At 42.5% G+C, this 14,475-nt stretch carries 16 protein-coding genes; 7 read left to right on the forward strand and 9 right to left on the reverse strand.

Translation table 11 applies throughout. From position 1 onward, the window contains the following. The first annotated feature begins 10 nt into the window (after positions 1-10). Positions 11-565 (forward strand): hypothetical protein, encoded by a 555-nt coding sequence (locus GVY04_14550; GenBank protein NBD17305.1) that lies wholly within the window; start codon positions 11-13, stop codon positions 563-565. Continuing rightward, entirely contained in the window at positions 565-2,229 is a 1,665-nt protein-coding gene (locus GVY04_14555) for an FHA domain-containing protein (GenBank protein ID NBD17306.1), read from the forward strand. The genes GVY04_14550 and GVY04_14555 overlap by 1 nt, the downstream gene beginning before the upstream one ends. 51 nt (positions 2,230-2,280) lie before the next feature. Here the strand turns inward: GVY04_14555 and GVY04_14560 are convergent, their stop codons facing one another. The 4 genes from GVY04_14560 to GVY04_14575 all read right to left on the reverse strand — a co-directional run bounded on the left by GVY04_14560 (position 2,281) and on the right by GVY04_14575 (position 6,238). Continuing rightward, the gene (locus GVY04_14560) at positions 2,281-3,054 is read right to left on the reverse strand and encodes a ZIP family metal transporter (GenBank protein NBD17307.1); all 774 of its coding nucleotides are present in this window, start codon (positions 3,052-3,054) and stop codon (positions 2,281-2,283) included. 200 nt (positions 3,055-3,254) lie between these two features. After that, the gene (locus tag GVY04_14565; GenBank protein NBD17308.1) at positions 3,255-3,551 is read right to left on the reverse strand and encodes a nitrogenase; all 297 of its coding nucleotides are present in this window, start codon (positions 3,549-3,551) and stop codon (positions 3,255-3,257) included. A gap of 241 nt (positions 3,552-3,792) precedes the next feature. After that, a complete protein-coding gene (locus GVY04_14570; protein NBD17309.1) occupies positions 3,793-4,797 on the reverse strand; it encodes a glutathione S-transferase family protein in 1,005 nt (334 codons plus the stop codon). Positions 4,798-4,927: 130 nt separating this feature from the next. Continuing rightward, complete coding sequence (locus GVY04_14575) at positions 4,928-6,238, reverse strand: DUF2252 domain-containing protein (protein ID NBD17310.1); 1,311 nt, start codon at positions 6,236-6,238, stop codon at positions 4,928-4,930. A 105-nt stretch (positions 6,239-6,343) separates the two neighbouring features. Here GVY04_14575 and GVY04_14580 point away from each other — a divergent pair, with 105 nt between their 5' ends. Next, entirely contained in the window at positions 6,344-6,544 is a 201-nt protein-coding gene (locus GVY04_14580) for an RNA-binding S4 domain-containing protein (protein NBD17311.1), read from the forward strand. Positions 6,545-6,619: 75 nt separating this feature from the next. After that, positions 6,620-7,711: a methyltransferase domain-containing protein gene (locus GVY04_14585; protein NBD17312.1), complete on the forward strand. Its 1,092-nt coding sequence runs from the start codon at positions 6,620-6,622 to the stop codon at positions 7,709-7,711. 159 nt (positions 7,712-7,870) lie between these two features. Here GVY04_14585 and sppA read toward each other — a convergent pair whose 3' ends face one another. Both sppA and GVY04_14595 read right to left on the reverse strand, forming a co-directional pair. Then, a complete protein-coding gene (gene sppA / locus GVY04_14590) occupies positions 7,871-9,673 on the reverse strand; it encodes a signal peptide peptidase SppA (protein NBD17313.1) in 1,803 nt (600 codons plus the stop codon). A gap of 31 nt (positions 9,674-9,704) precedes the next feature. Further along, positions 9,705-10,811: an ABC transporter permease subunit gene (locus GVY04_14595; GenBank protein ID NBD17314.1), complete on the reverse strand. Its 1,107-nt coding sequence runs from the start codon at positions 10,809-10,811 to the stop codon at positions 9,705-9,707. Between the two features lie 231 nt (positions 10,812-11,042). On the opposite strand from GVY04_14595, the gene cbiT reads away from it, so the two are divergent. Next, positions 11,043-11,642: a precorrin-6Y C5,15-methyltransferase subunit CbiT gene (cbiT, locus tag GVY04_14600; protein ID NBD17315.1), complete on the forward strand. Its 600-nt coding sequence runs from the start codon at positions 11,043-11,045 to the stop codon at positions 11,640-11,642. A 107-nt stretch (positions 11,643-11,749) separates the two neighbouring features. Here the strand turns inward: cbiT and GVY04_14605 are convergent, their stop codons facing one another. The 3 genes from GVY04_14605 to GVY04_14615 all read right to left on the reverse strand — a co-directional run bounded on the left by GVY04_14605 (position 11,750) and on the right by GVY04_14615 (position 12,832). After that, the gene (locus GVY04_14605; protein ID NBD17316.1) at positions 11,750-12,028 is read right to left on the reverse strand and encodes a hypothetical protein; all 279 of its coding nucleotides are present in this window, start codon (positions 12,026-12,028) and stop codon (positions 11,750-11,752) included. A gap of 102 nt (positions 12,029-12,130) precedes the next feature. Then, positions 12,131-12,307, reverse strand: coding sequence for a 50S ribosomal protein L32 (locus GVY04_14610; protein NBD17317.1), 177 nt, complete (start codon positions 12,305-12,307; stop codon positions 12,131-12,133). A 48-nt stretch (positions 12,308-12,355) separates the two neighbouring features. Further along, a complete protein-coding gene (locus GVY04_14615; GenBank protein NBD17318.1) occupies positions 12,356-12,832 on the reverse strand; it encodes a DUF1768 domain-containing protein in 477 nt (158 codons plus the stop codon). Positions 12,833-12,966: 134 nt separating this feature from the next. Between GVY04_14615 and GVY04_14620 the strand changes: the two genes are divergently transcribed. Both GVY04_14620 and GVY04_14625 read left to right on the forward strand, forming a co-directional pair. After that, positions 12,967-13,557: a fibrillin gene (locus tag GVY04_14620; GenBank protein ID NBD17319.1), complete on the forward strand. Its 591-nt coding sequence runs from the start codon at positions 12,967-12,969 to the stop codon at positions 13,555-13,557. 48 nt (positions 13,558-13,605) lie between these two features. Further along, positions 13,606-14,376, forward strand: a complete 771-nt coding sequence (locus GVY04_14625; protein ID NBD17320.1) for a PD-(D/E)XK nuclease family protein — start codon at positions 13,606-13,608, stop codon at positions 14,374-14,376. Positions 14,377-14,475 lie beyond the last annotated feature (99 nt).

The raw sequence follows: 14,475 nt of genomic DNA on the forward strand, positions 1-14,475 counted from the left end.
CGAATGGCTTATGTGTAGCCTAAGAAAATGTGAGTCTCAACCGCATCGAGCGGTATCGACTCACCCGCTTTCCTCCCCCACCTGTTCCGAGGTGGGGGAGTCCCACGGATCTTTTGTTGAACTCTCTCCCGAAGCAAAACTCCTTTCACCAACGATTAACTTAGATCGACATTCAACTTCTCAAGCGATCCAATGGCAATTGACACCCGAGATCAAAAAAGTTGATTTTCCCCTTGATACCCTCCTGCAACTGCCACCACCGACTTTAGTTGAACATCGATCTTCGATTACAGTTAACGTGCCCCCGCTTGTTACAAAAGAAGCAACGACTTCTTCTCCCGCTCACTCTACTCTGAGCTTAGCCGCTAGCACTGAATTCAATGTACGCAATCGCTGGAAAAACCCCTTAGACCCTGTAACGAGTTCCCAAACCGCTTCCATTATCCCACTCAAAGCCCAATCTCAGCTTTTTCCTAATCCAACCTCATCAAGCGTAAGAAAAGTCACAATTCCACCCAATACCGTCTTTACCCTCGACTTAACCGAGAATTGGCATTATCAATAATGAAATTGACCCCTGAGCTCACCTTAAACCTTTATATTGATGGGAGTCCCGAGCAGACCCGAAATGTAGCTCAGGATCAACTAATTCTTGGTCGTTTACCCGAATGTGATCTCTATTTACCCTATTCAGAGATTTCTCGGCGTCATTGTCAGTTTCGCCGGATTGCAGAAGGACAATGGCGAATTGAAGACTTAGGCAGCACCAATGGTACTTTATTAAACCAAACTCGGATTGAAAAGCCAACCTTAATCCACAATGGCGATATTATTCAGATTGGTAATGTCACGATTAAAGTGCAATTAGCAACTAACTCCTCCCTAGCGACTCCAGAAGTTAGATCTCCTTTGCCCGAGCCACACAAGGAAGTAAAAACAATTCTACGCAACGCTGAAGAACTGAGACAGCGTTGGATTGAAGGGGGTCAGAGTAAAGATCCCCTCAGTACGGATCATATTGCCTATGCTCGTTTGCAATATATTGTTGAAATTGCCAAAGGGCTGAACAGTGCTGAATCCATCGAAGCCATTTTCTACCAAGTGGAAAGTGTGATCTTCCAAGAACTACCGAATGTTGAGCGTTTAGGGTTATTAATTGATGTGGACGGTTCGGGGAAACTAGAGCTTTATAAAGCTGCTGCTCGTCCTAGGAAGGGGGAACAACAAAAAAGTGAGTATCACCGAGAACGGGATACTTTATATAAAGGAGATTGGATCAGCTATTCGATTTGTAACAAAGTATTCAAGGACAAAGTAGCGATTAAAACGAAGAATGCCCAAAGCGATCAACGATTTTCTCAAGAAAAAAGTATTTTGGTCAAAGGGATCGGCGGGGCTTTAGCCGTTCCACTGTGGAATGAAAAGCAAGTGGTTGGGGTATTGTATGCTGATGCCACCATGGGGTTTGATCGCTTAGATCCCAGTCAGGATCAAGACTTAAGTTTCTTTTCCACGATTGCTAACTTAGTCGCAGCAAGTGTGCAGCGTTGGTTGCTGACGCGACGGTTACAAGAACAAGAACGGATTCGTCAACGATTAGAACGCTATCATTCTCCAGCTGTTGTTCAGCAGTTAATTACCTTTGGTGCAATTGAAGATTCTCTTTTAACGCCAATAGAAGCTGATGTCAGCGTTTTATTTGCCGATATTGTTGGCTTTACTGCCTTATCAGAACAGTTACGCCCAGAAGAGTTAGCAGAATTGTTAAATCGATTTTTTGAGGAGATGCTCAAGCCATTATTTGCGATGGGCGGAACGTTAGATAAGTTTATTGGTGACTGCATCATGGCCTTTTTCGGTGCCCCAGAATCCCAATCGGATCATGCTGATCGGGCGGTAAAAGTCGCTAAAGCGATGCTAGAGCGATTGGAACAACTCAATGAAGACCATATTTTGTCTCATCCTTTACAGTTACGCATTGCCATTAATAGTGGAAAAGCAGTGGTTGGAGATGTGGGTAGTTCGCAACGGGTTGATTATACGGTACTCGGAGGCACTGTCAATTTAGCCTCTCGTTTAGAAGCGGTCTGTCGTCCTGGAGCATGTGTGATCAGTGAAGAAACCTATAAGCGCCTCCAAAATCAAAATCAAACGGCCTTTTATCCCATTGGCAAGTCAAAATTTAAAGGCATTGATCGAGAAATCACAATTTATAGTTCGCGGTGGTAACTTGGAAACCGTTGTTGACAGTGGAGCACTAATAGATGAGCAAGGGATGATTTAGCCTAAGCCAATATCCAACACCATCATCACAATAAATCCCATCATAATCCCGATGGTGCCTTCGGTTTCTTGCCCTTTTTCATGAGACTCAGGGATAATATCGTCACTAATGACAAAGAGCATTGCCCCCGCCGCAAAAGCCATGCCCCAGGGTAATAAAGACTGTGCCAGGGAAAAGATACTCACGCCGATTAAGCCACCAACCGGTTCCACTAACCCGGTGAGTAGAGAAATGCCAAGGGCATAGAGGGCTGTATAATGTTGACCCACGAGAGATAAGGCAACCACTAAGCCTTCGGGAAGATTTTGTAAGCCAATGCCAATCGCCAAGGGAATACCTTGACTGTAGTCACCATTGGCAAAGTTCACCCCCACTGCTAAGCCTTCTGGAAAGTTGTGTAGAGTAATGGCAAAGATAAAGAGCCAAATCCGTTTTAGGTTCTTACCGTCTCGCCCTTCAAACCCTTTGAAAAAGTGTTCATGAGGGAGCCAATCATGGGTTACTTTTAAAAAGATTCCTCCTAACCCTAATCCCATTGCCATAATTAAAGCGGCTTGCATTTGGGTACTTCCCTGCGCGATCGCGGCTTGAGTCCCCGGTACAATCAAAGAAAACGCACTGGCTGCTAACATGACGCCACCGCCAAAACCCAACATCATTCCTTGAGCACGACGAGTATACTTGAAAGGGAGTAAAGCGGGTAAAGCCCCGATAAATGTTGCCATTCCTGCACAAAAACTGGCAATTAAGCCGGCAGTAATCGGATTCATAACGACTTAAGGATGATAGAACTTCCCCTATCTTAATGGTTTGTTGTTTCTAGCGAGGAAAACATTGTGCTCTCTTGCGATGACTGTTTTAGCAGTTAGGTTATCGGCTGGCAGGGCAGCTTTTTGATGAACGCGATGTGTTGAAGAAAGCAAATGCTTTTGAGTGACATTTTTTGGCTTTTCTTTTCTGGCTTACCGAGCTACACTTGAGTGACTGCTGAGTGGGTATCTTCCCCACATTGATCGACTAAGTAGCAGAAACATTTAAAGCGAAGCGTCACTAATTGTTCATAAAGCGGATTAAGCTTGCATAAGGGAGGAATATGTAGAATCGTTTGACCCTTAAATTTGATCTCTCTTTCAAATGGACAATGTGCTGGAATCAATTTGCACAGAAATTTTGCTAATTTAGCATTGTGAATTTCAGTTCCATCGAGTTGAGTTTGTAGCCACCGCACTAAATTGAATTGGGAAACAATAGACAGAAAGCGAGTCATGGCTTGACCTCCTAAATCTTCTTTAACGGGAGGGATTAACCTCTTCACTCAATCTATACGGTGCAGGAGGCTGTTTTATGCAGATTCCTCTTTAAGAGATTCGGCAAGGGTTTAACTGTCGGGGAGTTTGAGGGGCTGTAAGTCCCGCGCAATCTATCTTCGGGTAGGGTAGGAGAGCAAGATTCCATTGGCGACAGTGGAAGCCCGCTCTCTATCCGCTAGGATGAGAGTCGGGAGGAAGTCACTTTTCAACCATTGGTCTTTGTGTCTTTTGGTCACGATGATGGGGTTGTGAGAGATAATCCGTCTCCGGACCAGAGGGAATAATTCCGCCGGGATTGAGCGGGAATAAATTGCCATAATAATCTTGTTTGACGGCTTCGATATCGCAGGTTTCTGAGACGCCAGGAAGCTGGTAAATATCGCGCAAGTAGCCATCTAAATTAGGATACTCGCGGATGCGGCGACGGTTACATTTGAATAAGCCGAAATAAACAGCGTCAAAGCGGAATAAGGTAGTAAACAATCGGACATCAGCTAACGTGAGATGACCACCGCAAAGATAGCGGTTATTTTCTAAAGTGAATTCAATTTCATTGAGAGTAGAAAACAGTTCTTCACAAGCGCGATCATAGGCTTGCTGAGTTTGTGCAAAGCCGCAGCGATAGACGCCATTGTTGATCGCCGGATAAATTTTGGCATTCCATTCCTCAATCTGACGTTGCAACGTTTCAGGATAGAGATCCAATTCGGGACAACTGGCAAACTCGTTGAATTGATTGTTGAGCATGACAATAATTTCGGAACTTTCGTTATTGACAATTGCCTGATTTTTGCTGTCCCACAACATCGGAACGGTCGAACGCCCTTCATAATTTGGCTGCGCTTTCTGGTAAAATTCTGCTAAGCTACGACAGCCGGCTTCAAGCGGATCAAATACCCAACCGCCTTCAGTCGGTGAAGGGTAGACGACGGTTACTGGAATTGCCTCTTGCAATCCTTTTAACGCACGAACAACGAGGGTTCGATGCGCCCAAGGGCAACTCATGCCAATGTAAAGCCGATAGCGTCCCGATTCAGGTGGAAAAGCGGAATTGCCAATTATCTCGCGAAATTCGCTGTTGGGACGAACATAAGCTCCTTCGCGATCGCGCGGGGCAAGGTTCGACATCATGATGTTCCACATTGTCGTCCAGATAAATTGACCAGCACGAATCACAAGTTTGGGAGGAAGAGATTTACCCATTTTAATTGCTCCAGTGTCTTTATTGTGATCGTATCAAGGGGGTGAACTGAAAGGTCCTCTTCGAGAAGTCGCTTGGCGCTAACGACACCTTCAAGTCAACCAATTTGATAATTTGTATGATAATTACTGATCATGAATTGAAATAGGCAAGGAAGGTAGTGTAATCTTGTTCCACACAACTCGCATATTGAAAGGCAACATCGACTAAAAAGTGAATAAATGTCTTTTCTTTGCCGAGAATTTTTTGTTCGATCGCATCCTCAAAAAGATAGCTGCCATTAAGCGTGTATCCACCGCGCTTGTGTTCCGTTGCGAGGATAATGCCCCATTGCTGGGCAAGTTGATACAGATCTTTGTGTTTGTCTAATTTGTCGGTGGGAAAATCTTCTTTAAACGGAGAGCGTTCACGAACCGAATAGATACCATCGGGTAATTCCATCCAACCTAGATATTGGTCAGGATGTTCCGCGATCGCGCGGAAGGCTTGGGCATGACGATCCCCTTCATGAGAAAATACGCTATGGTAAGCACTTCTTTCTTCTTGGTTCATTTGGTCATAAGCAGCTGGCGTTTCTTGGCGTTTGACATCAAGAATAATGTCATCATGAGCCGTCACTGCATCGCCTTCAATTAAGATGTAATAGCGCGGTGTCCCCAGCGATCCCGTGCCGGCCCAAAGTCGTTTGGCAATATCTTTAATCTGAAAATAACGGTCATCATCAGCAGGAATCTCACCGGTGAGGGTTTGTCGATACTTGGGGAAAGCCGAAACAATCATTTCCCATTCTTCACTGGTTAAGGGAGATAATTTTTTCGCTGCTTTGTCAAAGACTCGCTTTTGAGCTTCATTAAAGATTGTCCATTGATCCAGCATCTTGTGACGGGTTTCTTTTTTGGCAACTTTCTTCAAAAACTTTTGTAGTTTGCCTTCCGTATTCTCTTTGGTAAAGTGAATCTCTTTGAGGGCAGGATGATGACGATCATTCAGGATCGTTTTTAAATAGGCTTTGCCTAGCGTTTTAACTGCTTTGGCGATTTCTTTCAGCTTAAAATGACCATTCTCTCGGCAATCAAGGACTAAACTAATGGCTAAGCGCCATAAATCATATTGATAATCCCCAACAATCGCATCATCAAAATCATCGAAGCCATAAATCACTTGTTTATAGTAGTTGGCAAAGGCACCAAAATTATAGAGATGAGCATCCCCTTGTAACCAAGTCTGAGTATCTGCATTGCCGCCGAATAAGCTCAAACGCCAATCATTGTAAATATCTTCCCAAAACAGATGATTGCTTCCCCGTAAAAAACTATACGGAGACTCAGCCATTTTTTGGTATTTAACTTGGCGATCGGAGTCGATTAAGGATTGATTATTCTGCGCGATCGCGCTAACCACTTGCTGCTGACGGTTATGGAGATTAATCGCTTTATAGGACATGGATAAGGATAATCATAGTGATAAAGGTTATAATTGTAACCTTTGTTCCACAGAATCAAGCAAGTTTGCTATTCTAAGAGCGGATGATTGGCTTCCTTAGGGAATATGAGTGAAACGATTAAACTGGATCAATTTCTCAAGTATCAAGGTCTTGCCCAAACAGGAGGGGAAGCCAAAATGATGATTTGGGACGAAGAAGTATGGGTCAATGATGAAATTGAAACCCGGCGGGGACGAAAACTTATTAATGGTGATCGCGTTACAGCTTTTGGAATGACCTATGTTGTTGATTTGACTCAAGAGTAAAGCTCAATCTCAGATTCGCTATAATACCTTCTGAGTAAGCTTAATAAAACTATACAATTATTAGAAGAGCGGATCATGGATTCTCCTGCACCCTTAAACCAATTGGATCAGGCGCTGCAACCTTTGGCAAAGGTTGCTTATCAGACGTTCCAACAAGGTAAAAGTGTTTTTGCACTCACTCACAAAAGCATTAGTTCTCGTCTGACCAGTTTAGCTGCCCCAGAACGAGATGAAAAGGTTCAAACGGTATCCCCAGAAGTCTTGAACCAATTTCGGATACGTCTGAATCAACTGTTAGAAATAGATTGGCAAGAAGCAGAACAAGGAATTTATCCCACTTCCTTAGTATTTGATAATCCTTGGGATGATTTCTTTACGTATTATCCGCTGGTTTGGCTGGATTTACCTTCAATTTGGCAAAGAATTCAAAACGGGCGCTATCAAGAGTTTTCTCCAGAAATTGATACCGAAGGCTATCCCAGTTATTATCTGCAAAACTTTCACTACCAAACGGATGGCTATCTCAGCGATTTATCGGCCAATCTCTATGATTTACAAGTGGAATTGCTCTTTAATGGGGCAGCAGATGCGATGCGGAGACGGATCTTAGGTCCTTTAAAGATGGGCTTACAAGAGATAACCTCCTTGGATGCTAAAGACACCAAAGTTTTAGATGTGGCTTGTGGAACGGGACGCACCCTTCGCCTCTTGCGAGGAATGCTACCCAAAGTGTCTTTACATGGCACGGATCTCTCTCCAACCTATCTACGGAAGGCGAATCAACTCCTCTCTGAACTTCCAGGGGAATTACCGCAATTGATCCAGGGGAATGCGGAAACCTTACCCTATTCCGATGAATATTTCCATGGCATTAGTTGTGTGTTTACGTTTCACGAATTGCCACCCCAAGCCCGCCAAAATGTGATTAACGAAGTTTTTCGGGTCTTAAAACCAGGCGGTGTCTTCGTCATTTGTGATTCAATGCAAGCGATTGATCATCCTGAGTTGATGCCGATGATGGAAAACTTCCCGATTCTGTTCCATGAACCCTATTACAAGAGTTACATTCATGATGATTTAGGGGAACGCTTAACTGCTGCTGGTTTTACTGTGACCGATGTCCAAAACCATTTTGCGAGCAAATATTGGGTTGCATACAAATCATAGTTATTTATCTATCCCCCTTTTTCCTCAATGATTCAAAGCGGTGGTTTCATAAACAGCTGAGGGAGAGAGTAAGCGGGAAGGAATACCGCACCAAGTAATCAGGTTGCTTTCCTGGAGAGAGTTTAGAGTTCGATCCAGGAAGCAAACTTTCCAGCTGGATTAATCTACCCAAAATTCAAAGGGAAGACGCGCATAAGCTTGGTTCGGATCGTTTAACACACGAAAATCTTCCCAGGCAGTACGCAGTTTTTCCACACGGCTATCAAAGGGATGATCTGAAGTCCGAGTCAGGCGAATTTCTCCGGTGAGTCGTTTTAAAAACTGTTCTTCAAAGAGGTTTGTTTTCGGATATTGTTGGAGTTCCCAGTTATCTCCCAATTCAGCGGCTTCTGCTGCGTGCGCGATCGCGCTTTCTAAACCACCTAATTCATCGACCAGTCCGATCTCTTGCGCATCTTCTCCTGACCAAACCCGACCTTGGGCAATTTCTGCCACCCGTTCTTGCGGTAGATCTCTAGCCGCAGCGACTTTAGCAACAAACTGATCATAAATTTGGTTCACAACATCTTGATAAACCGCTAATTCTTGTTCGGTTTTCGGGCGAGAAATCGTATCTAAGCCAGCTAAATCTCCTGTTGTAACGGCATCCCAGGTGATGCCATTTTCATTGGCTAATTCTTGAATGTTGGGTAGCACCCCAAACACTCCAATGGAACCAGTTACAGTATTCGGTTGCGCAAAAATCCGATTTCCACCTAAAGCAATCCAGTAGCCTCCCGAGGCAGCGACATTTCCCATGGAGACAATCACGGGTTTTTCTTCGCGGGTTAACTGTAGTTCTCGCAAAATAACATTGGATGCCATCGCACTGCCGCCGGGACTATTAATGCGTAACACCACTGCCTTGATCGCCTCATCCTCTCGTAGCTTGCGAATTTGTTTACTCAAACGCTCACTACCAATATTATCTAATGCCCCTTCTCCCGTCACAATACTGCCTTGGGCATAAAGTACCGCAATTTTATTTTCTGCAACTGCTGCTGAACCCTTTTCTAAATCACTATATCGAGCCATGGAAATATTAGGAAAAGACTCTGCATCTGCATCTTCATTATTATTTTTGCCAACTAAAGTTTCAAACTTTTTTCTAACTTCATCATCATGGGCTAATTGATCAACTAACCCAAGTTCTTGCGCTTCATTGGCTAATAAAAATCCTTCTTGATTAACAATATTTTGGAGATTGTTGACCTCAATTCCCCTGGCTTCTCCTACACTTTCTAAAAATTCATCCCAAAGATCTGCTAGCAGTAGGGTTGTTTGTTCTTCATTTTCCGGGCTAAAGTCTTGACGAATAAAGGGTTCAACGGCTGACTTATACTCTCCTACCCGGATCACTTGAATGCCAACGCCATATTGATCAAATGCTCCTGCAAAGAAGGTTTGCTCAGAACGTAACCCATTCATTTCTAAATTGCCTAAGGGGTTCAAAATTACTTCGTCAGCAACAGATGCCAAATAGTATTCTCTTTCACTAAATGTGAGATCGTAAGCAATTACTTTTTTGCCACTAGATTGAAAGTCAGCTAAGGCTTGACGAATTTCTTTCAGGACAGCGTAACCCGTTTCAGTTTGACCTTGACTCCCATCTAATAAAATGCCTTTAATTTGATCATCAGTTTGCGCTTTTTCTAGTGAAGTTAAAACCTCCTGCACTGTTAGCGGACGCTCTTTGTCTTCCAAAAGGGTTTCAACAATACTCAAAGGAGGATTTGTATCTTGAATGGGTTTCGAGAGATCAAATACTAATATAGAATCAGAAGCAAGTTGGGGTTCTTGTGCGCGGTTTCCGACTAGCAATAGTAAGATTAATAAGCTCCCTGTGCCAACAATAGAGAATAAAACAAGCCCCAAAAAACTACCAATTAACGTCGCGAAAAGTTGCTTTAAAAAATTACGCATAATTAACTTTCAATACTGAGCAACTTATATTCTAACGCGGATCAAGGGCATCTCTTATCCCATCACCAAGTAAATTAAAGGCTAATACAGTTAAAATAATCATAATTGCCGGCGGCCAAACTAACCAAGGTTGTAAGACTAAAACTGAAGCATTGGTAGCAATTGAAAGTAAATTTCCCCAAGACGGATCGGGTTGTTGAATCCCTAAACCAATTAAACTTAAAACCGACTCCGCTAAGATAAAGCTAGGAACCGCAAGCGTTGCAGAAATAATAATATAAGTGGCTGTTTGGGGTAAAACGTGACGGACAATAATATAAAAAGAATTGCCACCTAAGGCGCGAGCCGCTTCCACAAATTCTCGTTCTTTAATGGATAACACTTGTCCGCGAATCACCCGTGCTAATCCTGACCAACTGACAAATGAAGTAATGACAACAATGAGTAAAAAGCGTTGAGAACTGGTTAAACTCGCCGGTAAAATGGCCGCTAAAGCTACTAACAAATAAATGGTGGGAATCGTCATTAACACTTCCACAAAGCGCATTACAACTGCATCAATCCAACCGCCAAAATAGCCGGAAATTCCGCCAAAAAGCATCCCTAAAGGGAAAGAAATGGCAATCCCAAATAAACCGATAAATAAGCTAATTCTACCCCCATGAACGAGACGAGAAAATTGATCGCGTCCTTGTTCGTCCGTTCCTAAAAGATGAAATTTAGCCGGTCCTGTCGTGCCAAACAAATGACGGTTGACTTCCCAACCCGAAAAGAGTTCAACGGGTTCAAAATTGGGGGGTAAAGGAATCTGAATCGCTAAGATTTGATAAGCGGGTCCGCTAACAAATAATCCTAGGGGTGAAGGCTTGTTAAAATTAACCACTAACTCCCGTTCTCCCGTCTCTAAATTAACGGGTCCTTGCTCAGTCGGATAAACGTGAGGACCAATCCATTCTTGGGTTTGTTGGTTGCGCCAATAAATTTCTGTCGGTGGTAAGAGAGAACCATTGACAGCAGAAACGTAGGGGTCATAAGGCGCAATAAAATCAGCAGCAATTACTACTAAATAAAAGAGAAGGAGTATAGAGGCTCCTAAACGAGCTAAAGAATTTTTTTTGAGCTTACGCCACCAATTCATAATTAACTAAACAATTGAGGTCGCAGAATAAACTTAGAATAGAATTTTGATGCCAACGGTAACGCTGGGTCAATTGACAAGGCAGAAGTCACAATGGAAAATGAGGAGGATAATCAAGAAATGTGAGGGAAGAGTATAAATAACTAATCAAAAATAACCTTCATCAACAGCTAATAATAAATTATCAATCATTAGTTATCAATTGTCAATTATTAATTATTAATTATCAATATGGCGTCTTCAATTTGGCCCTATAAAAGTCCTGGTATTCCCGATCACCTTTTTGAAAGACTTCCTGGAATTCCGCTGACCAAGCGAGAAGTCAGATTATTATTAATTTCTTATTTACGTTTAGAGCCGGATTCAGTCTTGTGGGATGTTGGTGCAGGAACCGGAACAATTCCGGTAGAGTCTGGCTTGTTATGTCCAGAAGCCCGAATTTTTGCGGTCGAACGAGATGAAGAAGTTGTTGATTTGATTCGCCACAACTGTACTCGTTTTGGTGTCAAAAATGTACAGGTCATTCAAGGGGTTGCGCCCAATTGTTTAGATCAGTTACCGGAGTACCCTCATCGGGTCTGTTTAGAAGGGGGACGCAATGTACACAATATCTTAGAGCAAGTTTGGGATTATTTACAACCACAGGGTCGAGTGGTGGCAGTTGCCAATAATCTGGAAAGTTTATATCGCCTTTCTGAGGGGTTTGCCAAATTACAAGCTCGCAATATTGAAGTGGTTCAGTCATCAGTGAATCGCTTAGAAACCCGAGGCACAACCCAAGTCTTCGCAGCCGTTGATCCAATTTTTGTCTTAAGTGGTGAAAAACTGTAAGGAAACTTGAGGCTTGAAGGCGCAATTCATTTTTTATACTTAATACAAATCACCTGTTCCTCAAACAAGAAACAGGCGATCTTGACCACTCAAGCTAGGAACATGACTTAAGTTTGTTCTAAAAAGTGCCGCAATTCTGCCAAAACTTCCCGCACTGTAGAATAATATTCTAAATCGCCATTAGTCGCTAATTTTGTCTCATTAGCCGTTTTATCGTGCAGTAAGGACATCACTTGTCCCATTTCTTGCAGCATTTTGGCTTTTTCTAAGTGTTCATATTCAACCCAAGACCCATTTTTTGCTTCCCACGCAGCAGGGTCTTCATTATAACCACTGTAAAACTTACTATAGTGATCAAGTCGTTGTTGGAAGTTAGAAGCATCCATTAGTCTTGTTGTTGATTAGGGTCTACCATTTACCATATCACAAGGGATTTTAGATCAAGTAAGGGCGACTTGCCCCTACTGATTGCCTTATGATCATGCCATTTATTCTTCGTCGTCTTCGTCATCCTCATTGGTCGGATAAACGAAGGTAGAACGTCCACTGAGGACTGATTTTCCTAAAGATAAAGCTTTTTGCGCTTCAGCAGTAGCTTTTCCTTTCCAGAGGGATTTGTGCGTGCGCTTTTTGGCTTTAGAGCGTTTCTTTTTGGGAACTGCCATAAGATTCAGATAATGAGCAACAAATACTATGTTTACAACCTTTCTATTTTAATCGATTCCGTCGCATTGCGTCTGCGCTAATTGCTGTCTGATTTGGGTGCGGACGCGCATCAGCATTCTTCCCAGCTCATTTTGCCCAGTTCCATCTTTTCCACATCCCCAGTAATAATCTCGCGGCGAATTTTCCACCAACCACTCGTCTCCCGTGTTGAGAAGAATCGTTTGGATATCTGGATGGGTGAGAAACTTCGTGAGAACACCCCGCCACATCACTTTTTGTTTTGCTGTATTCCAATCAATGCGAATCGTCCGAGCGCAATCACGCCCCATTGCTGCTGCTTCTTCGGGAGTTTCGACTTGACGAATCACTTCCATTAATCCCTGATCCGGTGTACCAAGTAGTTTATGGGCTTGGTAATAATGTTCAACTGTCGGCCATTCTTTGCCATCGATGGTCACTGGATGAGGAGAAAAGTTAGAAAAGCAACCATACGGTTGATCGGCTTTATAAAAATAAATCGCCATTGAGGTAGGTACAGCAGAACAATAGAGACAAATCAGGGTGACCAATCACGGTCTATTGTTAATTGTTCCTTGTTCCTTGTCAAGGGGAGGGAATTGGTAGAATAAACTATGCTCTTTTTAATTACGAGAAGAAAATGAGTACAAAAACACAATTACTCAATGCGATCGCGGGAAAAAATCGGGGATTGTTAGCAAAAAAGGAAGAAAAAGCATCTATACTGAGCGCGATCGCGCAATTAGAAGTAGAAAATCCAACTCCAGATCCGATTCAACACACAGAATTATTAGGTGGGAATTGGCGTTTACTCTACACAACCAGTCAAGATTTATTAGGCTTTGATCGACTACCCATTTTGCAAGCTGGACAAATTTACCAATATATTGATCCGGAAAATAGCAAAGTTTATAATATCGCAGAAATTGTTGGTGTTCCTTTTCTAGAAGGAATTGTTTCTGTTGTGGCTGAATTTACCCCTGCCTCAGAAAAGCGAGTTAATGTTGAATTTAAACGCTCCATTATTGGTTTACAACGACTCTTGGGGTATCAAGATCCCGAACCTTATATTCAAGCGCTCAAAGACGGAAAAAAATTTCTCCCTTTTGATTTTCCAATCAATCGTAATTCTGAACAAAAGGCTTGGTTAGAAATTACGTATCTGGATGAAGAGTTACGCATTGCACGAGGTAATCAAGGGAGTGTTTTTGTCCTTGCTAAATCTTCCTAAAAATCGCTGATAACTTTTTATAAAGACTAAACAACTGTCCCCCTAATTATGACAGAAGCAATTTGGCAACTTTCCCAAAACCATCTCCACTTGCTCTCGACTTGTCCACGGAAGTTTCAATATACCTATCTCGAACAGTTCACCTCTCCTTGCATCCCACAACGACAAAATAACCTCAACTTAGGTAACCGATTTCATCGTTTGATGCAGCAACGGGAACTGGACTTACCTGTAGAAAGCATTTTAGCCACTGATAAACGATTAGCAACTTCCTTTCAGGCACTAGCAGCAGCTGCACCGCAAGTTGTTTTTCCTCAGCCCAAAACTTGGCGACAAGCGGAACATCGACGAACCTTCTTAAAAGGAAATTTTTTATTAATTGGGATTTACGATTTACTAATTTTAAGTGAAGATAAAGCAGAAATTATTGACTGGAAAACTTATGCTCAACCGCCACATTCAGAAATTTTAGCGAAACATTGGCAGACGCGTTTGTACAAATACCTGTTAGCAGAAACTTCCGACTATAGTCCCGAACAAATTCAATTCACATACTGGTTTATTCATCTGCCGCAGCAACCGACTGCTGTTACCTTCTCTTACAATCGTAGTGAGCATGCCAAAACAGAAAAAGAATTGAATCAGTTACTAGCACAACTTAATGATTACTATCAACAGTACAAAAAAAATAAAACTTCCTTTCCCCAAGTTGAATTGGAAAAAGGCGATTGCTTAGAGTGTCCATTTAAACGCCCGTGCCAACGTCAATCTAAATCAGCAGAAATTTCATTTTCAGAAGTAGAAGAACAAAGCATCTAATAGACATCTCCAAAAACCTAAAACTCTTACTGTAACTAAGTTACACCGCAAACGATTTTCGGATTAATTTCCTCCTCAATAACGAGGTCATCAGATGTT

It is taken from the genome of Cyanobacteria bacterium GSL.Bin1, assembly GCA_009909085.1.
GTDB lineage: Bacteria > Cyanobacteriota > Cyanobacteriia > Cyanobacteriales > Rubidibacteraceae > Halothece.